The sequence below is a fragment of the Kribbella steppae genome (genome assembly GCF_004342025.1).
Classification (GTDB): domain Bacteria; phylum Actinomycetota; class Actinomycetes; order Propionibacteriales; family Kribbellaceae; genus Kribbella; species Kribbella steppae.
Genome location: NZ_SLWN01000006.1, coordinates 361,527 through 383,083, shown reverse-complemented (window position 1 = coordinate 383,083; position 21,557 = coordinate 361,527). Strand labels below are relative to the sequence as shown.

Here is a 21,557-nt window from a genome sequence, read left to right as displayed (position 1 = left end):
CGATGACAGCCGGTCACGACGGTGCGGTCAGGTGCGTACATATGGCTCGGGCATGCCAAAATGGGAATGATCCGGGCCGGCCGACCGTTGGCACGGATGACGATCTCGGAGGTTTGACATGTCTAATCGCGTACTGCGTGGTTCGGGGCTGGGTGGGGTCAGCTTCGAGGATGACCGTGGTGTTGAGTTCGCTCCGCGCCAGATGATCACGTACGACTGCCCCCGCGGCCACGTGGTCGAGGTCACCATGGCGCACGACGCCGAGGTGCCCGCGATCTGGGAGTGCCCGCACTGCGGCAGCGAGGCCGCCCGGTCGACCGGTGAGAAGCCGGAGCCGAAGCAGGAGAAGCCGGCCCGTACGCACTGGGACATGCTGCGCGAGCGCCGCAGCATCTCTGAACTCGAGGAGCTTCTCGCCGAGCGGGTCGAACTCCTCCGCAAGGGCGAAATCGGCCCCGCGCACCTGCACCGCACCAAGCGCACCGCCTGACAAAGCCGACCGAGCCCTCACCGCAATGGCGCGGTGGGGGCTCGTTTTGTGCGTCAGCGCCGTCATAGCGAGCCTGGAAGCGGAGCAGGTAACCGTCGGGGTCGGCGACGAGGAACTGCTCGAGCATCACGTGGGCGCTGCCCTGGACGACGTACGCGAAGCCTTCCTCCGGCCGGTCGTACAGCACCTCGAAACCACAGAGTCCGCACCAGAACTCGATGCTCGCGGCAACAGACTCGACGAGCAACTCGGGGACGAGCGCGGGGTCTTGGTCCATCCGACGATACTGGGGCAATGCAGAGCTGGATGACGACGCCTGTCTCGGCCGACCTGCTGCGGGGTGCGCTCGATCTGGAGCGGACCGAGGTGGGCGTGTTGCCGCATCGGTTGCCAGGATGGGCCCGGAGGCAGTACGACGATCCGCAGTTGGAGATGGTGGAGGCGCAGCCGTCGGGGGTGCGGTTGGCGTTCAGGACTCGTGCGACGGCGATCGAGCTGGACACGAGGCCGACCAAGCGGGTGTACACGGGCGCTCCGCATCCACCGGACGGTGTGTACGACGTACTCGTCGACGGACGGCTGATCGACCAGGCGAGCGTTCCGGGCGGCAATGTGCTGACCATCGACCTCACCACCGGAGCCACCTCGCACCAGGCCGGCGAGATCGGCACGGTACGGGTCGCCGGGTTGTCGGCCGAGGAGAAGACGGTCGAGGTCTGGCTGCCGCACACCGAGACCACCGAGCTCGTTGCCGTCCGCACCGATGCACCGGTCGAGCCGGCGGCTGACCCCGGCCGGCGGATCTGGCTGCACCACGGGAGCTCGATCAGCCACGGTTCGAACGCGACCAGCCCGACCGGCACCTGGGTCGTCCACGCCGCCTCGCTGGCCGGCGTGGAGCCGATCAACCTCGGCTTCGGCGGTAGCGCGCTGCTGCAGCCGTTCGTTGCCCGGACGATGCGAGACACTCCCGCCGACCTGATCAGCGTCAAGCTCGGCATCAACGTGGTGAACGCGGACGTGATGCGCCGGCGCGCCTTCTCCCCCGCGGTGCACGGCTTCCTCGACACCATCCGCGAAGGCCACCCCACTACCCCGTTGCTGGTCGTCTCCCCCGTCCTCTGCCCGATGCACGAGGACACCCCAGGCCCGACGATGTGGGACCTGGAAGCCCTCAGCAAAGGCGAGCTGCGCTTCCAGGCAACCGGCGACCCGGCCGATATCCCGGCCGGCAAGCTGACGCTCACCGTGATCCGCGACGAGCTGGCCCGGATCGTGGCGCAGCGGGCCGCCGAGGACCCGAACCTGCACTACCTCGACGGCCGCGAGCTCTACGGTGTGGCCAACAACGCCGAGTTCCCACTGCCCGACGACCTCCACCCCGACGGGCCGTCGCACCAGCGGATGGCCGAACGCTTCGCCAAGCTGGTGTTCAACGGCCCGTTCGGCGCCTGAGCCTTACGGCTTCTTCTGGTCGGGGTCGATGACCTCGCCCTGAATCACGTCGCCCGACGACGAGGACGAGGGCGGCCGCGGCGCGCCCGGGCCGGTGCCGGGGCCGCCGCCGGGGATGAAGCCGGTGAGGTTGACGCCGCCCAGCTGCGTGGCCAGCCGCCGGCCGAGGAACGCCGACAGCCCGCGCCGGGCCAGTGGCCGGGTGAACGGCAGGATGAAGAAGAAGCCGACGATGTCCGTGACGAAGCCGGGCGTGAGCAGCAGCGTGCCGCCGATCAGGACCAGGGCGGCGTCGGCCAGCTCGCGACCGGGCATCTTCGCGGTCTGCAGCGAGCCTTGCAGGGCGTTCCACGCCCGCCGGCCCTCGCGCTTGATCAGCCAGGCGCCGAGCGCGCTCTCCACCAGCAGCAGCCCGACCGTCGGCCAGCCGCCGATCACCTGACCGACCTGGATGATCACGTAGATCTCCAGGATCGGCACCACCAGCAGCGCGAGTGCCACCAACCACGGCATGTACTACCCCTTTCTGACCAGGCCCCGGAGCTGACGTGCCCGATGGCCCAGGCCCCACTTGCCGACCCGGGCCATCGCCTCGATCACGATCGCCCGCGACATCTTGGACTGGCCGCGTTCCCGCTCCACGAAGGTGATCGGCACCTCCACCACCCGGAACCCGGCCTTGACCGCCCGCCACGCCAGATCGACTTGGAAGCAGTAGCCCGCGGAGGCGACCGCGTCCAGCCCGATCCCCTCCAGTGTTGCTCGCCGGAACGCCCGATACCCGCCGGTGGCGTCCTTGAGCGGTACGCCGAGCGCCAGCCGGGTGTAGATGTTGCCGCCGCGGCTGAGGATCTCCCGCGACTTCGGCCAGTTCTGCACAGCGCCGCCCTTGACGTAGCGCGACCCCAGCACGAGGTCCGCGTCGCGCAGCGCGGTCAGCAGCCGAGGCAGCTGCTCCGGCTGGTGCGACCCGTCCGCGTCGTGCTCGACCAGGACGTCGTACTCACGCTCGATCCCCCAGCGGAAGCCCGCGATGTACGCCGCGCCGAGGCCCTCCTTGCCCTTGCGGTGCAAGACGTGGACATGGTCATCGTTCGCGGCCAGCTTGTCGGCCAGGTCACCAGTGCCGTCGGGTGAGTTGTCGTCGGCGACCAGGATGTCGGCCTCCGGTACGGCGTCGCGCAGCCGCCGCACGATCGGCTCGATGTTCTCGGCCTCGTTGTACGTCGGGATGATCACCAGGATCTTGCCAAGATCCGCGAAGGGGGTGCTCACGCTAGAACTGCTCCTGCCTCCGGTGACGGCATTGTCACCGGGTCCGACCGGCCTGAGGGGTCAGGCCGGGATCTTTTCGCGGCTGCGGGTGGGTGCCGGCGGGGTCTCCGGTCCGCCGGTCGCCCGCCTACGGCGAGCCACCAACGCGAGGACCACTCCCAGGATCCCCAGGCCGGACAAGATCCACTGCGGCCAGCCGCCGAGTGTGGTGGCCAGCGTATGGGTATCGCGGACCGGAACCGAGGCGACATACACGTCCGGCACGAACTGTGACGACTTGTGCTCGACGGTGCCGTCCGGCTGGATCACGCCGGAGATGCCGCTGGTGGACGCGATCAGCACGGTCCGGCCGGTCTCGATCGCGCGCATCCGGGTGATCGCGAACTGCTGCTCGGGCTGCCCGGTGCCGCCGTACGTCGCGTTGTTCGTCTGCACGACCAGGACCTGGGCGCCGCCCTTCATCACGTCCTGGATCACGTTGTCGTACGCCAACTCGAAGCAGATCACGTCGCCATAGGTGACACCGCGGATCGGCATCACGCCAGGGACCGTGCCGGGCGCGGTCTGCCGGCCGATCATCTCGAGCCGCTTGATATAGGGCAGCAGCTGATCGCGGAACGGGATGTACTCACCGAACGGCACCGGGTGCCGCTTCGCATACCGCTGACCGGGGCCGGTGACCGGGTCCCACACGATGCCGGTGGTCTGCCGCTCGTCCGGCCCGGGCCCCTCGGTGACGGCACCGACCAGGATCGGTACGTCGACGGCCTTGACCGCCTGCTCGATGTCAGCCCGGGTCTCGGCGTCCTTGTACGGGTCGATGTCGGTCGAGTTCTCCGGCCAGATGACGATGTCCGGCTTGTCCTCGGACCCCTCCTGGACCCGCTTCTGCAGGTCGAGGGTCGCGTTCAGGTGGTTGCGGGTCACGGTCCGGGCGCGGCCGAGGAACTCCAGCCCCTTGCCGGGCACGTTGCCCTGCACCATCGCGGCCTTCACGACCTTGCCGTCACCCTCGGTCGACAGATTGATCAGCGCGCTGCCGCCGACGATCGCCACTCCGGCGACCAGTGCGACGACCCGAAGCTTGAGAGCGCTCTTCGGCCGCAGGACGGCGTACACGAGGACCCCGAGCAACGCGATCGCGAAGCTGAGTCCGGGGTTGCCGACCAGCGACGCCAGCTTGCCCAGCGGCGAATCGGCGAAAGCCCACGCCAGTCGGCCCCACGGGAACCCGCCGAACGGGATCGACGCGGCCGCGAACTCGGTCGCCACCCACAGACAGGCGATCCACAGCGGCCACAGCTTCAGCTTGAGCACCTGCGTGGCGAACGCCCCGAAGACCGCGTAGAAGAGGCCCTCCAGGATCGCCAGCGCGATCGCCGCGTCGCCGCCGATGATGCTCAGCCACGGCACCAGGACGAGGTAGTAGGTGATGCCGAACCCGGCACCGATCAGGAATCCGCCCTTGGCCGAGGCGCCGTTCAGCGCGGCCAGGAAGAGTGGGATGGCGAGGATGGTCAGCCACGGGTGGTCGTGCGGTTCGAAGGCGAAGCCGAGCATGGCACCCGCGGCCACCGCCACGACGACCCTCGGCAGGACGCGTCCCAGAGCCTTCAACCGGTCCACGCGGTACCCCTTGTCCTCACTGTCCCGGCGGACGCCGGTCGCACGACCGTACAACGTCCCGCACCCGCAAATGTATCCGGTCAGTAGCCATTGGGCAGCGATTGCGGAAAGTGAAGGAGTATCAGCAGAGCGCGAAGAACTGACCGACCCTCAGATAACGGCCCGCAGCAGACCAGCAGGAAGGGGAGCAAAGGAAAGAGGCTCGGCGACCCTTCGGACCAACCGTCGATCCACTGGCTGCGAACCGTACGGCTGTTGTCTACTGGGCGCCGAGCCTCTTCCACCTCTGCCCCGCGGGGGGCTAACCACCGGCGATCTCAGCCCCCGTCGACTCAGGCCTGGCACTGGCCTGGTCAGCGTCGCGGGATCATCCGGTGGCCGAACTTCGTGTGACCGTTGATAAAACGGGATATGACGACTCCCAAAACGATGCTCGCTGACGGCGACCGTGTCAACCTCTCCACCGGCTCCTTGAGGCCGTTGTAACACTTTCGCCTTGCGCTACCTGGAAAAACGAGGATGACTCACCGGCGTCACGTTACAGAGCCGTCTCGGCACTCCACGTGATCGTTACCCACGGCAACGATTCGTCACCCAACCGGTACGACGACCGTCCCGGTTGCGCGTGTGATCACAAGCGGCTCGGCCAGCACCTCGGCGGCCGACGCGGACACCTCCGGCCGGCCCCGGCAGACGACGGACGCACTGAAATCGAGCTCCCGGCTGCGGTTGCCGACCCGGGTGATCGTTGCCGTCACCTCCACCACGTCACCGGCCCGCAACGGCTGCAGGAACTGCACGTCGGAGTACGAAGCGAACAGCCCTTCGTCGCCGTCGGCCTGGATGCACACCTCGGTCGCGACGTCGCCGAACAGTCCGAGGACGTAGGCACCGTCGACCAGGTTCCCGGCGTAGTGCGCATGGCTGTACGGCACATAGCGCCGATGCGTCACGGACAGGCCGATAGTTGCCTTTGACACCTATGCGCTCCTCTTGCTCGGCGTGCTGTGCTTGCGTCTGGTGACGAGTGCGTCGACCAGGTAGCTGGCCACCTCGCCAGGTGTGGTTCCCCGGCCGAACACCCGGTCCACACCGAGCTCACCGGCCATCTGCTCGGTGAAACGGGGGCCGCCGGCAACCAGAATCGGCCGCGCGTCCTCGGCGTACGCCTCCCGGAACGCGGCCGACATCTCCTTGGTGTTCAGCACATGCGCCTCCCGCTGGGTGACCACCTGCGACACCAGGATCGCGTCCGCCTTCTCCACCTTGGCCCGCCGGACCAGCTCCGGTACGGCGACCTGCGCGCCCAGGTTCACCACCTTCAGCTCGCGGTAGTACTCCAGGCCCTTCTCCCCCGCGAACCCCTTGATGTTCATGATCGCGTCGATACCGACCGTGTGCGCGTCTGTGCCGATACACGCGCCGACGATGGTCAGCCGGCGGCGGAGCGTCTTGCGGATCGCGAGGTTGACCTCTTTCGGCGACAGCAGCGGGTAGTCGCGCTCGATCACCTCGACCTTGCTGGTGTCAACCAGGTGGTTCACCGGCCCGTAGACCACGAAGAAGGTGAAGTCGGGTCCGATCGGCTTGGAGTGGACGACCAGCGCCGGATCCATGCCCATCTTGTTCGCGAGTTGTGCGGCGGCACCCTCGGCCCGCTTGTCGTGCGGGATCGGCAGCGTGAACGACAGCTGCACCATGCCGTCACCGGTCGTGTCGCCGTACGGCCTGATGATGCTCACTGTGCCTCCTCGAGCAGCTCTGTCGCCGGGTTGTAGTACTCGGAGGACCTACGAGCCACGCCGTCGAGGCCGCGGCCGGCGTCCTGGGGGCGCTTCATCAGGCCGAAGGTTCCGTCGCCGATCGCGTTCAGCAGACCGTCGTCGACGATCTCCTCGAGCAGCTCGACCGACTCCCCCAGCACCTGCCGGGCGCGCTGGGCGATGAATCCGTCCGGGGCCGGCCGGAAGTCCTCGTGAAGGTTGCCTGCAGCACCTAAAACGTAGCGGACGTTCTGCAGGGCCAGGTCGCGGTCGGAGATCCACGGCGTCACCACGGCCTCGGTCATCATGCCGACCAGCAGGATGCCCTGGCCGGTCATCGCGCCGACCAGGTTGAAGAATCCGTCCAGCAGGTAGCCGCGGAACACGTCGCCGGTCATGTGCCGGGTCGGCGGCATCCACTTCAGCGGCGCCTCGGGGAACAGTTGCCGGGCCAGCATCGCGTGCGCCAGCTCCATCCGGAACGAGTCGGGCAGGTCCGGGTTGATCTCGAACGCGTGCCCGAGGCCGAGCTGCCAGTCCTCGAGCCCGGCCTCCTTGGCGAAGTACTCGTTCAGCAACTGCGACACCGTCACCGTGTGCGCGGCCTCGACCGCGTCCGCGGTGGTCAGGTAGTTGTCCTCGCCGGTGTTGATGATGATCCCGGCACGGGCGTGGATCTGCCGGCTGAACCGCTGATCGACGAAGGTGCGGATCGGGTTGATGTCGCGGAACAGGATTCCGTACATCGAGTCGTTCAGCATCATGTCCAGCCGCTCGAGCCCGGCCAGCGTCGCGATCTCCGGCATACACAACCCGGATGCGTAGTTCGTCAGCCGGACGTAGCGACCCAGCTCGCGCGACGACTCGTCCAGCGCCGCCCGCATCAGCCGGAAGTTCTCCTGTGTCGCGTAGGTCCCCGCGAACCCTTCCCGGGTCGCACCCTCCGGCACGTAGTCGAGCAGCGACTGCCCGGTCGACCGGATCACCGCGATGATGTCCGCGCCCTCCCGCGCCGCCGCCTGCGCCTGCGGGATGTCCTCGTAGATGTCGCCGGTGGCAACGATCAGGTAGATCCACGGCCGCTGCTCCGGCTCACCGTGCCGCTTGATCAGCCGGTCCCGCTCACGCCGTCGCCCGTCGATCCGCTTCATCCCGGCCGCCGCCGCCTTCCGCGACGCAGCCCGCGCCCGTACGGCGTCCCGCCCTTCAGGCAACCGGAACGTCACCGACCCCGACGCAGCCTTCTGCGCCAGGACACCGAGATCCTCGGCCTCGCCCCGCACCAGCGCATCCCACACCGGCAGAGCGAGTCCGTGCTCCAGCCCGACATCCGCACGGACCGTGTCCGCGAGCCGGTTCACCCACGGAATGCCCTCACTGTCCGCGCCGGTCAGTCCGGCCAACCGCAGTACCGCGCGCTCGACCGACACCGTCGTGTGCTGCCGCGCCAGGTTGACGATCGGCCGCCCGGCCTTGCGCGCCAGGCTCCGCGCCTTCCGCACAGTGACCGGATCAAGGTCAAGCTTCTTCACCGCACGCGTCACTGCGACCATCCCTCTGATTCATACACAACGCGGCCGCCAACGGCGGTCCGCTGACAAGTGGGCACCGGCGCGTTGTCGCTGAGATCCGGCAGCACCGGAACCCCGGCGCATGGATCCGTCGACCACGCCGCGACCCGCGAGTCCGGCGTCTGTACGACGAGGTCGGCATCGCTCTGCCAGATCGCGTACGTCGCCGCCGTACCCGGAGCGAGGACACCGGCGTCGTCGATCCCGGCCGCTCGCCAGCCACCTCGGGTGTGCGCCTGGAACGCGGCGCGCACGGTGATCCGCTCGCCCTGCTCGTGATGGAACGCGGCCGCCCGCACGGCCTCCCAGCCGCCGAGCTCGGTCACCGGCGAGTCCGAACCGAACGCCAGCACGACGCCCGCACGGGCCAGCGAACCGAACGGGTTCATGCCCTGCCACCGGTCGCCGACACGCTCGGCGTACATGCCGTCCGCGCCGCCCCAGAGCGCGTCGAAAATCGGCTGGACGCTGGCGACAACCCCGCAGCGGGCCAGCGTCGCGATCGCTTCCTCGGTGGGCATCTCGACGTGCTCAAGCCGGTGCCGCGCGGCGACGAGCGCCTGGATGCCGACCTTCTCGGCGGCCAGTTCGAAGCCGCGCGTGATGTTGTCGAGCGCCTGGTCGCCGATGCAGTGGAAGCCCGCCTGGACGTTCCGCTCGGTACACGCGATGACGTGCTCGGCGATCTCCTCGGCCGTCAGGTACGCATGGCCACGGTGGTCCGTGCGATCGGCGTACGCCTCCCGCAGAGCCGCCGTACGCGATCCCAACGCACCGTCCGCGTTCAGGTCACCGGCGAGGCCGGCCAGCCCGTAGGTCTCGACGTGCTCGAAGACGCCCGGCTGACCCCAGTACAGCGTCGCCGCCAGGCCAAGCTCCTCGGCCATCTCCCGCACGATCGGAAGCTCCCAGAGCGGTCCGATGTGCGGCGCCGCCATCTCGTGGAACGCCCCGATGCCGCGCGACGCCATCACCTGCAGAGCCGCTTTCACATCGGCACGCCGCTGTTCCGGCCCGATCAGCTCGCTGAGGGCGTCACGGACGGCGTGGTGCGCATCCCGCTCCACGCGTCCGCTCGGGTCGTAGCCGTCACCCTGCGCCGCCGGCACCAGAGCCGAACTGATCACTCCTGAGTGCCCGTCGACACGGGACAGGTACACCCTGCGGCCACCCCCGGCATGATCCAGCTCGTCCGCGGTCGGCGGGCGACCCTCCGGCCACTTCGTCTCGTCCCAGCCGGCGCCGTCGATCACCGCGTCAGCCGGCAGCTGCACCGCGAACGCCGAGAGCTTGTCGAGCGCCTCGGTCAGCGACGTCGTACCGGCGAGGTCGAGCCCGGTCAGCAGCGCGCCGGTCTGCGCGGTGTGGACGTGGGCGTCGACGAAGGCCGGCGTGACCAGCTTGCCGCCGAGATCGACCACCTCGTCCGCGCCATCGGCGTACGACGCAGCGCCGGTGTCGTCACCGAGCCAGGTGACCACACCGTCGTCGAACGCGATCGCGGTCGCGTGCGGGTCGGCGGGAGAGTAGACGGAACCGTTCGTCAGAAGTGTGCGCACGGCTCAATCCTCCGCCAGCCTGCTCTCGAACAGTCCGCGGACACCCGACTCGTTGCGCAACAGCTGCATCGCATAGTCCGCATGCCCGGGCACATACCCGTTGCCGACCAGCATGGTCACGTCCGCGGCCAGCCCTTCCGCACCGAGTGCTGCGGCCGAGAACGACGTCGCCATCGAGAAGAAGATCACCGTGCCGCCGGCAGCGGTCGCGAGGACGGCGCCATGCTCGCACCCCGGTACGTCGACGCACACGACCGTGATGTCCGCCGGTCCCCCAGCCTGCTCGACCGCCTCGGCCAGAGCCACCGGATCACGGGCATCGGCCAGCGCGACAGTATCCGCCAGGCCAGCAGCTTCGAGGCGGTCGACCTCGGCCTGCACCGGCACGATCCCGATGGTCCGGGCGGCGCCGGCGTGCCGGGCGGCAGCCAGTGACAGCGACCCGCTTTTACCTGCGCCGCCAATTACTGACACGACAGGTTTTGTGCCTTTGTCGACATACTCGCGGACCACGCGAGCGGTCAGCGCGGGTGCGCCGCACACGTCCATGACGGCCAGCGACAGCTCCGGCTTCAGGTCGTCCGGCAGCTTCGCCACGATCGACCGGGCGAACAGGATCGCGTGGCCTTGCGCCGGCACCTGCTCACTCTTGCCGTCCCAATCGGCGAGGCCGTCGGTGATCTGCAGCGGCGTGAGCGTGAGAGAGACCAGCGTCGCCACGCGATCACCCGGCGCGACACCGAGCGGCGACTCCGGGCCGACCTCGTCGACCACACCGACGAGCATGCCGCCGGACCCGGTGACCGGGTTCTGCATCTTGCCGCGCGCCTGGACGATGTCGAGGACGGCTTGGCGGACCGCCGTACCGTCCCCGCCGTGCGCCTCGGCGAGCTGGCGGTAGGACGCGGCGTCCAGGTTGAGCCGCTCGACCGCGATCCGGACCTCGTCCGGCCAGATCTCGGCCCGCGCATCCAGTCTCTCCGCCGCCTGCGGCAACACGCCGGACGGGGCGATCACGCGGTGCAGTCCTACCGGGCTAGACGACACGGGGCCTCCTTCTGAGTCAGGCAAAATACTACTCAGATCGTGTTCAGACGAGAATTCTTGCGGCGTACTGTTGGATCTGAGGGAAGTTCTATCGCTATCCTCACATGAGACCGCATCACCCCTGAAGACCCCGGAGGACTCGTGACCGACCTGATCAGCCCCGATCTGGCCGTACCGGAGCCCAGCGACGACGACCTCGCCGGCCAGCCGTACGCGTACCAGCGGGTGGAGCTGGTGGAGCCGGACTGGACCCGGATCCCCGGCTGGAAGGACGTCACGGCCGAGGAGTGGCGGTCGGTGCAGTGGCAACGCTCGCACTGCGTGAAGAACGTCAAGCAGTTGCGCGACGTGATGGGCGACCTGCTCGACGAGCGGCTCTACGAGGACCTCACCCGGGACCAGGCCGAGCGGGCGACGATGTCGATGCTGCTGCCGCCGCAGATGCTGAACACGATCGTCCCGAACGGCGCCTCCGATTACACCGAGGCCTTCTACGCGGACCCGGTCCGCCGCTACATGCTGCCGGTGTTCACCGACCGGCGCAGCGACTGGCCGTCGCACCCGCACGCGACTCGGGACTCGTTGCATGAGCACGAGATGTGGGCCACGGAGGGGTTGACCCACCGCTACCCGACGAAGGTGCTGGCCGAGGTTCTGCCGACCTGTCCGCAGTACTGCGGTCACTGCACCCGGATGGATCTGGTCGGCAACTCGACGCCGGTGATCGAGAAGCTGAAGTTCGTCGCCAAGCCGCAGACCCGGCTCGACGACATGCTCGACTACCTGCGTCGTACGCCGGGAGTCCGGGACGTGGTCGTGTCGGGTGGCGACGTGGCGAACATGCCGTGGCCGCGGCTGGAGACGTTCCTCACCAACCTGCTCGAGATCGAGAACATCCGCGACATCCGGCTCGCCACCAAGGCCCTGATGGGGATGCCGCAGCACTGGTTGTCGGACGACGTCCGGGCCGGGGTCGAGCGCGTTGCTCAGCTTGGCCGGAAGCGTGGCGTGATGATCGCGATGCACACCCACGTGAACGCAGCCCAGTCGGTCACGCCACTGGTGGCCGAGGCGACCAAGGCGATGTTCGAGGCCGGTCTGCGCGACGTACGCAACCAGGGTGTACTGATGCGCGGGGTGAACGACTCGGTCCCGCAGTTGCTCGACCTCTGCTTCGCGCTGCTCGACGGCGCGACCATCACGCCGTACTACTTCTACATGTGCGACATGATCCCGTTCTCGGAGCACTGGCGGGTGTCGGTACGCGACGCGCAGCACCTGCAGCACGGCATCCTCGGGTACCTGCCCGGTTTCGCCACCCCGCGCATCGTCTGCGACGTCCCGTACGTCGGCAAGCGGTGGGTGCACCAGTTGTCCGAGTACGACGAGGTCCGCGGGATCTCGTACTGGAAGAAGAACTACCGGACCGGTATCGAGCAGCAGGACCCGGAAGCGCTGAACCGGACCTACGAGTACTACGACCCGATCGACTCCCTGCCGGCCGAGGGCCAGGAGTGGTGGAAGCAACACGCCGGCACGTCGCTGGCAGAGGCCGAGAAGCGCGCCGCAGCCTCCCGCGAGGCCGCCGAGGCCCAGAAGCTGCTGCAGATCAACTAACCCCGATCCGCCTTCGGTGCCGCCAATGCAGGGGGCGGCATCGGAGGCGTTGCAACTTCCTGCACACGGGACCCGGACCTGCTCCGGTGCCCTGGACAACCGCTAGCATCGCGCCTGGTCAATCGTCCGGCAGGCCAGGGGCTTGCCGCGATCTCGGGAGTTCGTGTGCGGGTCGTCCGCTCTGTTTTCGGTGTCTTGCTTGCCCTGCTCGGCCTGATCATCGGTGCCGCCGGAGCCGTTGCAGCCTTCTGGCTGGTCGGTCCGGACGACACGGTCTACTCCGGTGAACAGCACCTGACCAGCAAGGGCCTGGCGATCGCCAGCAGTCCGACCATGCTGGATCGGCATGGTCCGACGTTGCACGTGAAGGTTCGCTCGACCGCCCGCACACCGGTCTTCGCCGGTGTCGCCCGCAACTTCGATGCCGAGAGCTACCTCAAGGGCATCGCCTACACCGAACTGGTGAAGGTGGAGTACCCGATCGCCCTGAGCACCCAGGACGTCAAGGGCGAGCGCGGTCCGCTCGCTGCGCCCGACAGTCTCGACTGGTGGGTGGCGAAGACAACCGGTACCGGCACCCAGGAGCTGTCCTGGCCGATCGCCGACGGCCCGTACTCCGTGGTGATCATGAGTGCTGACGGGAAGACCGCGCCCGATGTCCAGGCCGACCTGGGGATCGAGATCCCGAATGCGTTCCTGGCCAGCCTGCTCGTGTTCGTGATCGGCCTGGTGCTGCTTGCCCTGGGCATCTTCATGATCCTGTTCCGCGGCCGCCGTACCTCCACCCCGGACCCGGTCTTCGCGGCGCCGGGTGGATACGGCCCACCGCAGTACGGCCCACCGCATTACGGCCCGCCGCACTACGGACCGCCGCACTACGGACCGCAGCAGCCCGGTCCTCAGGGACCCGGTCCTCAGGGACCCGGTCCTCAGCCGCCGCATCAGCAGTCGCCGGCTGGTCCCCTCCGCCGGGGTGTGGCGGTGACGGCGATGTTCGCCCTGGTCAGTGGTTGCTCGGCGATTCCGGAGCCGAACACCGTCGAGACGCTGACCCGGCCTGCGGTCAGCAACGAGGCGGCGGCTGCCGCGATCAAGCACTACAACGAGGTCAACAACACGGCCAATCGCAAGCGCGACGACAAGCTCATCGCGACCGTGGAGGGCGGCAACCTGCTCCGCCAGAGCCAGGCCGGCTACACGATCAGCCGGACCCTCGACAAGTCCGGCAAGAAGCTGACCAAGCCGTACACCTACAACAAGCCGGTGATCGGTGCGCCGTCCTTCGGCAGCTACCCGATGCGGTTCCTCTCCTCGGCCGAGATCTCCGGGACCAAGGAGTACAAGCATCTGGGCGTCTGGGAACGCAAGACCGCCGGCAGCCCGTGGCTGCTCACGTTCGCCGCCGGCCCGAAGAGCACCGTCAAGCTACCGGATCTCACCGACGTCCGGATGGCAACGAAGTCCGACGATGCCAAACTCGTTGCCGCTCCACAAGCTGCCGCAGCGGCTCTCGCCGAGTACCTGACCGCCGGCGCCAAGTCCCCCCGCGCCGTGTCGTTCGCACCGTCCACGGAGGTCACCGCATTCCTCAAGAACATCGCGGCTGAAAAGGCTGAAGCGCTCGACGAGCCGCGGTACTTCCGCACCGCCACCGTGACCGTCGGCGTCAGCGAACCGCCGGCGGCCTTCGTGACCAAGTCCGGTACGGCCCTGATCTTCGTCAATCTCACCAAGGACTTCCTCGCCACTGCTCAACCGAACTCCTGGCTGAGGTGGGTGAGCGGGCCTGTGGTCGCCTTCAGCCCGAGCACGGTGAGGCACGACAACGCCTTGACCAAGAAGTCCCTCGTCGACGCCGCGCTGCTGATCCCGCCGAAGGGCGGCGGCAAGATCCAGCTCGTCTCCCTCGAGTCCCAACTGGTCGACGCCGGCGGCTACTGACGTCCGCCCTGTGGGAATCGGCTGGTGCCGGTTCCCACAGGTCCGGACAATGGCTGTATGGGTCCTTCGGTGGTTGCCGTCAGCGCGGATTCGCAGCACCGCTTCAGCAAGCCGAACGTCGGCTCGATCCGGGTGATCGCGGGCCTCGGGATCGAAGGTGACTCGCACGCCGGAGCGACGATTCAGCACCTGGGGCCGATGCGCCGCGACCCGACCCAGCCGAACCTCCGGCAGGTGCACCTGATCCACTCCGAGCTGCACGACGAGCTTCGTGAGCTAGGGTACGACGTGAAGCCCGGCGGGCTGGGTGAGAACATCACCACCCGCGGGATCGACCTGCTCGGACTCCCCCAAGGCACCCGGCTACGGATCGGCCCCGAGGCGATCCTCGAGGTCACCGGCTTGCGCAGCCCGTGTCACCAGATCAACACCTTCACCCCCGGCCTGCTCAAAGAGGTCATCCAGACCGACGCCGACGGCACCGTCGTACGCAAGACCGGCATCATGTCCGTCGTTCACAGCAGCGGCCTGATCCACCCGGACGACCCGATCGTGGTGGAGCTGCCGGACGGCCCGCACGTGCCACTCGAGGTGGTCTAGTCGGACCAGCGGCTCAAGCAGGTACGCCGATCAGGTCGGGGAGCTCGGTGAAGGAGCTGACCGTGGGGCCAGTCCAGGTCGGGTCGCTGTCGGAGTGTTCGATGGTGCGGATGGCGTACATGCCGAGGGCTGCGGCTGCGGGGAGCTCCTTGTCGTTGCCGTCGCCGATGTAGACGCAGTCGGCCGGCGCGACGCCGAGGGCGTTGCAGGCGGCCAGGTAGATCTCGGGTTCGGGCTTGGCGGCACCAACCTCCGCTGAGAAGGCAGTGGTCTCGAAGTACGGCGGGAGCGGGCTGTCCGCCCATTGGAGCTGGGTCTCCGACGTGATGTTGCTGACCAGACCGATCCGCCAGCCGGCTGACCGCAACCCGGCCAACGCACTCAGCGTCCCGGCCGGGGCGGCGTTCAGGAGCCGGCGGGACAGCTTCCGGCGCAGGCTTGTTGCCTCACGCACCTGTTCGTCCGTCGGGTCGGCGCCGGTGCGCTGCGCGATCACCCGCAACGTGCTGGGCAGGTCGCCGTACGCGCCGGTGAAGCGCTCGTACGACGTCGCGGCGAACTCCCGGCTGAACGCTGCAGCGTCGACACCGAGTACCGCGGACATCTTCTGATGGATCACGTCACGCTCGGCGTTACCGCCGGGCACAAGAGTGCTGAACAGATCGACCAACAAAGCTCGCCGCACGCTGCCGACCCTATCCGGTACCGAAGGACAGGAGGTGTTCGATCCCGCGCGCCGAGCCGGCTCGAGCGTGAGCGTGCCAGGTGGGCTCGGCCGCCGATACGTCCTGTCCTTCGGTCCCCTACAGGGCTGGTGGACGGCGCTCGTACGGGGTGCTGAGGACGATGGTGGTCGTGGTGGAGACGTTGGCGCGGGCGCGGATGACGGCCAGCAGGTTCTCCAGGGCAGCCGGAGAGGCGACGCGGACGACCAGGATGTAGCTGGAGTCGCCCGCGACCGAGTAGCAGGACTCGATCTCTCGGACCTCGCGGAGTCGCTCGGGCGAGTCGTCCGGCTGGGACGGGTCGATCGGCCGGATCGAGATCAGCGCGGTGAGCGGCAGATCGAGAGCGGTGTGGTCGACGGTGGCCGCGTACCCCTGGATGATGCCGCGTTGCTCCAGCCGCTTGACCCGCTGGTGCACCGCCGACGTGGACAGGCCGGTGGCCTTGCCCAGGTCGGTGAAACTCATCCTGCCATCGGTCGCCAGTAACTCAACGATCTTGCGGTCAAGGTCCTCCACCCTGGTGACCTTACTGGAGCGAGGCGTCCGCCCGCATACGTTCTCACCGGGACAGCGTCAGCACCACCCCGGCGTGATCCGACGGCCATAACCCGGTGACCGGATCCTTGGCCGCACTGGTGGCTCCGGTGACGTCCCCGGCGACGACCCGGACCTGTTCGCCGGGCGCCGGGCGGGCGAAGATCATGTCGATCCGGTGGTCGAAGGACGGCGGCGCCGGCTCGTCGACGGTCTCGTTCAGCCCGGACGTCCACCCCTGCTCAGCAGGTCGCCAGGTCAGCCACAGATCGGTGAACCCGCCCGGTCCGGTGATGAAGTTGTACGGCCCGTTGTGCGGCGTCCGGAGCGGGTCGGTCGGTTTGACGGTGTTGTTCAGCGGATCGGAGTTGCAGTCGCAGCCGATGATCGTGGTCCGGCCGCGATCGCCCGCCGGACCGGTCAGCAACTCCATCGCCTGGGCCAGTGCCAAGTCCGAACTGAAGGCCTCGAGATGGGTGTTGACGAACCGGAACGATCGGCCCGATCCCTGGGTGACGTCGACCCAGTTGAAGCCACGCACGAACGAGGCCGGCAGACCCGCCACACTGAGCACGAGCCTCGCGTCGTACTGTCCGCTGCCCGAGTTGAGGACCCGCAGGTTGCTGCTGGCCCGGAGCAGGATGACGTCACGTACGGTCAGTCGTACGTCGCGGCCCTGAGTCGCCGTACCGGTGAACGGGTTGCCGACGAAGGCGGGTGCCTCCACGTCGGACTCCTGCTGAACGACGACAGCCTTGTACGGAACGCCGGCCTGGCGGAGGTCCTGGAGCAGGATCGCCAGGAAGTCGTAGTCGACCGTGGTGGCGTTGAGCGCCCCGGGGCTGCCCGCACCCGGCAGTTCGAGCGGCCCGTGCCGCCACAACGCGACCTCCTGGACGCCGATCAGGTCCGGCTTCGCCCCGGCGATCTCCGCCGCGAGCAACTCGCTGCGGCGCGGGAAGTTCGTCCGGTCGACGATTTCTCGGGTCACGTGGTTCGCGTTGCCGAGCGCGACGAACGCCGCGGCACCGGTGAGCCCGGCGGTGGCCCGGATAGGGCGCTGGATGTCCGCACCCAGGTAGAGGTTGCGGGTCATCACGGTGACCGGCTTGTTCGGCTCGGCCAGGGCCGGCGCCGAGTGCAGTGGCACGGCGAGCAGTGCCAGCGCTGCCGCTAGGCCGATCCATCTGGACGACGATGACCTGTGCATGCAATCCCTCCCCGGACGACGCTGAGCTGATCCTTGGCCTGTCGCGGCGGTCTGGCAAGGGTTCGCGGCCGGTGATCGCTGTCTGTCGGACGACTGTGAAAGCATCTGCCCATGGCTGACTCACCGCAGCGGCTGATGCTGCTCGATACCGCGTCGCTGTACTTCCGTGCGTTCTTCGGGGTGCCGGACACGATGAAGGCCGCCGACGGTACGCCGACCAACGCCGTCCGCGGGCTGCTCGACTTCATCGCCCGGCTGACCGAGAACCACCGGCCGACTCATATGGTCGCCTGCTGGGACGACAACTGGCGGCCGTCCTGGCGGGTCGCGCTGATCCCGTCGTACAAGGCGCAGCGGGTCGAGTTCGTCACCCCGAAGGGCGAGCAGGTCGAGGACGTGCCGGACCGGCTCGAGGCCCAGGTGCCGTACATCCGCGCCTGCCTGGAGGCCCTCGGAATCGCGGTCGTCGGTGCTGCGGATCACGAGGCGGACGACGTGATCGGCACGCTGTCGCACCAGGCGACGATGCCGGTCGACGTGGTCACCGGTGACCGTGACCTGTTCCAGCTGATCGACGACAGCCGCGGTATCCGCGTCGTCTACACCGCCGCGCGGGGCGTCGGCCGGGCCGACGTTTACGACGAGAAGGCGCTGCTCGCGAAGTACGAGATCCCGGCGAACCGGTACGCCGACTTCGCCACGCTCCGCGGTGATGCGTCCGACGGCCTGCCCGGCGTGAAGGGTGTCGGCGAGAAGACGGCCGCTTCACTGGTCACGGCGTACGGCGATCTGGACAGCATCCGGAAGGCGGCCGCCGACCCGGGTACGCCGATGTCGCCGTCGGTGAAGCGGAAGATCCTGGACGCCAGTGACTATCTCGACGTCGCCCCGAAGGTGGTCGCGGTGGCCAAGGATGCTCCGGTCGGCACGTTCGACGCGACCATCCCGCACGAGGTCAAGGACCCCGAACGCTGGCTCGACCTGGTCGAACTCCTCGAGCTCGGCGGCAGCGCCCAGCGCGTGATGACCGCGCTCAAGCTGGGTTCGAAGGCGTGAGCCGGACCGTCGAGCTCGCCGCGCAGTTCCGCGACGAGATCATCAGGCTCCGGCGCGCGCTGCACCAGGTTCCGGAGTACGACCTCGAGCTGCCCAAGACCCAGCGCCTGGTCCTCGACGCGCTGGAGGGGCTGCCCTTGGAGATCACCCTCGGCAAGGAGCTGTCCTCGGTGACCGCCGTACTGCGCGGTGGTCGCGGACCGGGTCCCGTCGTCCTGCTGCGTGGCGACATGGACGCGCTGCCGGTGACCGAGCGGACCGACGTACCGTTCGTGTCCCAGCACACCGGGATGATGCATGCCTGCGGCCACGATCTCCACGTCGCGGGTCTCGTCGGCGCGGCCAAGATCCTGTCGGCGATGCAGGCCGAGCTCGCCGGTGATGTCGTGTTCATGTTCCAGCCCGGCGAGGAGACCAGCGGCGGGGCGCCGATCATGATTCGCGAGGGTGTCCTCGACGCCGCCGGTCGCCGGGCGGATGCCGCCTACGGTCTGCACGTCGGGTCTGCCGGCCAGCCGGTGGGGATGTGGAGCAGCAAGCCCGGCTCGTTCATGGCCGCGGCCGACCAGTTGCACGTGCGCGTCGTCGGAGCCGGGACGCACGGATCGATCCCGTACCGCGGCAAGGACCCGATCCCGGTGATCTGCGAGATGGTCGGGGCGTTGCAGACCATGGTGACACGGCAGTTCGACGTGTTCGACCCGGTCGTCCTCACCGTCGGGCGGATCGCGGGTGGGACGAAAGAGAACATCATCCCGGACGACGCGTTCTTCGACGCGACCGTCCGGACGTTCTCCGCCGAGGCTCGCGCCAAGGTGCAGCAGGCGTCTACGCAACTGGTCGAGGCCATGGCGGCCGCGCACGGTCTCACCGCGGACGTGGACTACCGCATCGGCTACCCGGTGACGGTCAACGATGCCGCGGAGTACGAGTTCGCCCGGGAGACGATCGTCGACCTCTTCGGCCCCGACCGGTTCCGCGAACGCCGCAATCCGAGGTGCGGCGCCGAGGACATGTCCTACGTCCTGCAGGAGGTCCCGGGCGTCTACCTCAACCTCAGCGCCTGCCGCTCCGCCGACCCGGAGGCCGCGGCCGACAACCACTCCCCCTTGGCCGACTTCGACGACTCCGTCCTCCCCGACGGCGCCGCCCTCCTCGCCGAGCTCGCCGTACGCCGCCTCACCCGCGGTGCGGACTAGGAGTTCACCGGTACGACGCTCCGCTCGCGAAGCCAGGCCACTGTGCTCAGCCCGATCCCGAGGACCGTCGTGAGCGCGGCGGCCAGGTAGATCGTACGGAGCCCAGGACCAGCGATCACGCGACCGCCGAGCCACCCAGCGAACGCGGCCGCGACCTGGTACGCCGACGCGTTCACAGCGATCGCGAGCGTCGGAGCCTGTGCGGCCGTGGTCATCACCCGTGCCTGCATTCCGGGGATCACGGAGAAACCGACGGCACCGGTGGCGAACACCAGGACTGCCGTGAGCGTGGTGCCGCTGCTCAGCCACCAAGCCAGGAAGAGCGCGACCAGCAGGGTCAGGGCACCGAGTTGCGTGGCGAGCAGGGCGCGGTCCGCGAGCCAGCCGCCGGCCAGGTTGCCGACGGTCGCACCGAGACCGTAGACGAGCAGCATCGGGGCGACGGCCTCGGCCGTGAATGAACCGACGTCGGTGAGCAGTGGCGCCAAATAGGTGAACACCATCAGCAGCCCGACATTCGCGACCGCCGTGATCCCGATCGCCAACTGCACCTCCCGCCCGCGCAACACGCGCAACTCCGCCAACGCGCTGCCACGGGCCCTCATCGAGTCGTAAATTTCGGCTCTCGACACGCCGGGGCCGACAGCCGAAATCCACGACTCGGCGGGCACCAGGCGTGCGACGAGGAGGAGTCCGGCGGTGCAGGTGAGGGTGATGGCTAGGAAGGTGGCGCGCCAGCCGAAGGCATCGCCGATCCACGTGCCCAAGGGCGCGCCCAGGATCATCGCCAGGTTCATGCCGAAGGCAAGCTTCGCGACGGTGGATGCCTGCCTTCCCGCGGGTGCGGCCGAGATCGCGATCACGATGGCGTTGGCGAAGAAGGTTGCGGTGACGAGTGCGGTCACGATCCGGGCCGCGAACAGGACGCCGTACCCGGGAGCCAGGGCGGAGATCAGGTTGCCGGCGATCGCGACCAGCAGCAGCGCGAGGACCAGCGGTTTCCGTGGCCGGCCGGCGGTGATTGCGGTCAGCAACGGTCCGCCGACGATCATGCCGAGCGCGTACGCCGTCACCAGCAGGCCCGCAGCCGGGATCGACACGTCCAGATCGGCCGCGACCCCGGGCAGGATGCCGGCCAGCACGAACTCGCCCGTGGTGACGCCGAAGACGCACACCATCAGCGCCGGAAGAGTGCCCTTCATCGATCTCCTCGGTTCTTTATCGTGCAGTACAAACCACAGGCAAAGGACAACGATCACCAGGCGCTCGGATTGTCAGAGCGCGGCGATGGTCCCGTCGACCACGTCAAGCAGCGCCTGCCGGTCGTCGGTGACCTTGGCCAGCACCCGCAGGCCGTAGTACGCGCTCTGGAACATCCGGGCCGCTTGCACCGGCGACCTGGACGTCGACAACTCCCCCGTATGCTGACCGACAGCGATCAGCACCGCGAGCGCTTCCTCGAGATCCTTGAACTGCCGCTGCACCAACGACGCGACCTCGCCCGTCCGGCCGCTGACCTCGCCGGCCGCATTCAGCGCGAGACACCCACGCCGCCCCGGATCCTTCAGGTCGAGGTCGATCATCGCGACCATCAGATCCCGGAGCCGATCCCGCACCGAACCGCCGGCCGGCGCAAGCTCCTGCAACTGCAGGGCCGCGCGTGTCTCGGCGTACCGCTTGATCGCCTCCTCATACAAGGCGTGCTTGCTGCCGAAGGCGTTGTAGAGACTCCCCCGGCCAAGCCCGGTGCGCTCACAGAGGTCCTGCGTCGTGGTCGCCTCGTACCCCTTGTCCCAGAACAACTCCATCGCCGCATCCAGTACGGCGCTGTCGCTGAACTCCCGGGGCCTGGCCACCACCCCACGCTAACCCGTTCTTTATCGCTC

The 21,557-nt window shown here is 68.4% G+C and carries 20 protein-coding genes; 7 read left to right on the top strand and 13 right to left on the bottom strand.

Features of this window, described 5'->3' with window-relative positions; genetic code table 11:
• Positions 1 to 118: 118 nt before the first annotated feature.
• Positions 119 to 490, top strand: a complete 372-nt coding sequence (locus EV652_RS19460) for an RNA polymerase-binding protein RbpA (RefSeq protein WP_131296220.1) — start codon at positions 119 to 121, stop codon at positions 488 to 490.
• Positions 491 to 796: 306 nt separating this feature from the next.
• Positions 797 to 1,945, top strand: a complete 1,149-nt coding sequence (locus EV652_RS19450; protein WP_242001861.1) for a GDSL-type esterase/lipase family protein — start codon at positions 797 to 799, stop codon at positions 1,943 to 1,945.
• A gap of 3 nt (positions 1,946 to 1,948) precedes the next feature.
• Here EV652_RS19450 and EV652_RS19445 read toward each other — a convergent pair whose 3' ends face one another.
• The 8 genes from EV652_RS19445 to kdd form a co-directional block, all read right to left on the bottom strand.
• Positions 1,949 to 2,458, bottom strand: coding sequence for an FxsA family protein (locus EV652_RS19445; protein ID WP_132210570.1), 510 nt, complete (start codon positions 2,456 to 2,458; stop codon positions 1,949 to 1,951).
• A 3-nt stretch (positions 2,459 to 2,461) separates the two neighbouring features.
• Positions 2,462 to 3,220 carry a polyprenol monophosphomannose synthase gene (locus tag EV652_RS19440; protein ID WP_199238273.1) on the bottom strand — a complete coding sequence of 253 codons (759 nt, stop codon included), beginning with the start codon at positions 3,218 to 3,220 and terminating at the stop codon, positions 2,462 to 2,464.
• A gap of 60 nt (positions 3,221 to 3,280) precedes the next feature.
• The gene (lnt, locus tag EV652_RS19435) at positions 3,281 to 4,846 is read right to left on the bottom strand and encodes an apolipoprotein N-acyltransferase (RefSeq protein WP_132210569.1); all 1,566 of its coding nucleotides are present in this window, start codon (positions 4,844 to 4,846) and stop codon (positions 3,281 to 3,283) included.
• 590 nt (positions 4,847 to 5,436) lie between these two features.
• Positions 5,437 to 5,826: a 3-aminobutyryl-CoA ammonia lyase gene (kal, locus tag EV652_RS19430; protein WP_132210568.1), complete on the bottom strand. Its 390-nt coding sequence runs from the start codon at positions 5,824 to 5,826 to the stop codon at positions 5,437 to 5,439.
• On the bottom strand, positions 5,827 to 6,588 hold the full coding sequence (kamE, locus tag EV652_RS19425) for a lysine 5,6-aminomutase subunit beta (protein ID WP_132210567.1): 762 nt from the start codon (positions 6,586 to 6,588) through the stop codon (positions 5,827 to 5,829).
• Positions 6,585 to 8,162, bottom strand: coding sequence for a lysine 5,6-aminomutase subunit alpha (kamD, locus tag EV652_RS19420; RefSeq protein ID WP_242001860.1), 1,578 nt, complete (start codon positions 8,160 to 8,162; stop codon positions 6,585 to 6,587). The genes kamE and kamD overlap by 4 nt, the downstream gene beginning before the upstream one ends.
• Entirely contained in the window at positions 8,150 to 9,739 is a 1,590-nt protein-coding gene (locus EV652_RS19415) for an amidohydrolase (protein WP_132210565.1), read from the bottom strand. The genes kamD and EV652_RS19415 overlap by 13 nt, the downstream gene beginning before the upstream one ends.
• 3 nt (positions 9,740 to 9,742) lie before the next feature.
• Positions 9,743 to 10,786 carry an L-erythro-3,5-diaminohexanoate dehydrogenase gene (kdd, locus tag EV652_RS19410; protein ID WP_132210564.1) on the bottom strand — a complete coding sequence of 348 codons (1,044 nt, stop codon included), beginning with the start codon at positions 10,784 to 10,786 and terminating at the stop codon, positions 9,743 to 9,745.
• A 141-nt stretch (positions 10,787 to 10,927) separates the two neighbouring features.
• On the opposite strand from kdd, the gene EV652_RS19405 reads away from it, so the two are divergent.
• The 3 genes from EV652_RS19405 to EV652_RS19395 all read left to right on the top strand — a co-directional run bounded on the left by EV652_RS19405 (position 10,928) and on the right by EV652_RS19395 (position 14,944).
• A complete protein-coding gene (locus EV652_RS19405; protein WP_132210563.1) occupies positions 10,928 to 12,403 on the top strand; it encodes a KamA family radical SAM protein in 1,476 nt (491 codons plus the stop codon).
• Positions 12,404 to 12,568: 165 nt separating this feature from the next.
• Positions 12,569 to 14,344 (top strand): DUF8094 domain-containing protein, encoded by a 1,776-nt coding sequence (locus EV652_RS19400; RefSeq protein WP_132210562.1) that lies wholly within the window; start codon positions 12,569 to 12,571, stop codon positions 14,342 to 14,344.
• A 57-nt stretch (positions 14,345 to 14,401) separates the two neighbouring features.
• The gene (locus EV652_RS19395) at positions 14,402 to 14,944 is read left to right on the top strand and encodes an MOSC domain-containing protein (protein WP_199238272.1); all 543 of its coding nucleotides are present in this window, start codon (positions 14,402 to 14,404) and stop codon (positions 14,942 to 14,944) included.
• 13 nt (positions 14,945 to 14,957) lie between these two features.
• Here EV652_RS19395 and EV652_RS19390 read toward each other — a convergent pair whose 3' ends face one another.
• The 3 genes from EV652_RS19390 to EV652_RS19380 all read right to left on the bottom strand — a co-directional run bounded on the left by EV652_RS19390 (position 14,958) and on the right by EV652_RS19380 (position 17,416).
• Positions 14,958 to 15,629, bottom strand: a complete 672-nt coding sequence (locus tag EV652_RS19390) for an HAD family hydrolase (RefSeq protein ID WP_158441194.1) — start codon at positions 15,627 to 15,629, stop codon at positions 14,958 to 14,960.
• A 118-nt stretch (positions 15,630 to 15,747) separates the two neighbouring features.
• Positions 15,748 to 16,188, bottom strand: coding sequence for an Lrp/AsnC family transcriptional regulator (locus tag EV652_RS19385; RefSeq protein ID WP_132210560.1), 441 nt, complete (start codon positions 16,186 to 16,188; stop codon positions 15,748 to 15,750).
• A gap of 43 nt (positions 16,189 to 16,231) precedes the next feature.
• Positions 16,232 to 17,416, bottom strand: a complete 1,185-nt coding sequence (locus EV652_RS19380) for an endonuclease/exonuclease/phosphatase family protein (protein WP_132210559.1) — start codon at positions 17,414 to 17,416, stop codon at positions 16,232 to 16,234.
• Between the two features lie 135 nt (positions 17,417 to 17,551).
• Between EV652_RS19380 and EV652_RS19375 the strand changes: the two genes are divergently transcribed.
• The gene (locus EV652_RS19375; RefSeq protein ID WP_132210777.1) at positions 17,552 to 18,472 is read left to right on the top strand and encodes a 5'-3' exonuclease; all 921 of its coding nucleotides are present in this window, start codon (positions 17,552 to 17,554) and stop codon (positions 18,470 to 18,472) included.
• Positions 18,469 to 19,671, top strand: coding sequence for a M20 metallopeptidase family protein (locus EV652_RS19370; RefSeq protein ID WP_132210558.1), 1,203 nt, complete (start codon positions 18,469 to 18,471; stop codon positions 19,669 to 19,671). The genes EV652_RS19375 and EV652_RS19370 overlap by 4 nt, the downstream gene beginning before the upstream one ends.
• Here the strand turns inward: EV652_RS19370 and EV652_RS19365 are convergent.
• A complete protein-coding gene (locus EV652_RS19365) occupies positions 19,668 to 20,873 on the bottom strand; it encodes an MFS transporter (protein ID WP_132210557.1) in 1,206 nt (401 codons plus the stop codon). The genes EV652_RS19370 and EV652_RS19365 overlap by 4 nt on opposite strands.
• A 72-nt stretch (positions 20,874 to 20,945) precedes the next feature.
• A complete protein-coding gene (locus EV652_RS19360; RefSeq protein WP_132210556.1) occupies positions 20,946 to 21,527 on the bottom strand; it encodes a TetR/AcrR family transcriptional regulator in 582 nt (193 codons plus the stop codon).
• Between the last annotated feature and the right edge of the window lie 30 nt (positions 21,528 to 21,557).

Coding starts and splice junctions, on each gene's coding strand:
- EV652_RS19460 (WP_131296220.1), top strand. CDS start 119: ATGTCTAATCGCGTACTGCGTGGTTCGGGGCTGGGTGGGGTCAGCTTC.
- EV652_RS19450 (WP_242001861.1), top strand. CDS start 797: ATGACGACGCCTGTCTCGGCCGACCTGCTGCGGGGTGCGCTCGATCTG.
- EV652_RS19445 (WP_132210570.1), bottom strand. CDS start 2,458: ATGCCGTGGTTGGTGGCACTCGCGCTGCTGGTGGTGCCGATCCTGGAG.
- kamD (WP_242001860.1), bottom strand. CDS start 8,162: ATGGTCGCAGTGACGCGTGCGGTGAAGAAGCTTGACCTTGATCCGGTC.
- EV652_RS19395 (WP_199238272.1), top strand. CDS start 14,402: ATGGGTCCTTCGGTGGTTGCCGTCAGCGCGGATTCGCAGCACCGCTTC.
- EV652_RS19380 (WP_132210559.1), bottom strand. CDS start 17,416: ATGCACAGGTCATCGTCGTCCAGATGGATCGGCCTAGCGGCAGCGCTG.
- EV652_RS19375 (WP_132210777.1), top strand. CDS start 17,552: ATGCTGCTCGATACCGCGTCGCTGTACTTCCGTGCGTTCTTCGGGGTG.
- EV652_RS19365 (WP_132210557.1), bottom strand. CDS start 20,873: ATGAAGGGCACTCTTCCGGCGCTGATGGTGTGCGTCTTCGGCGTCACC.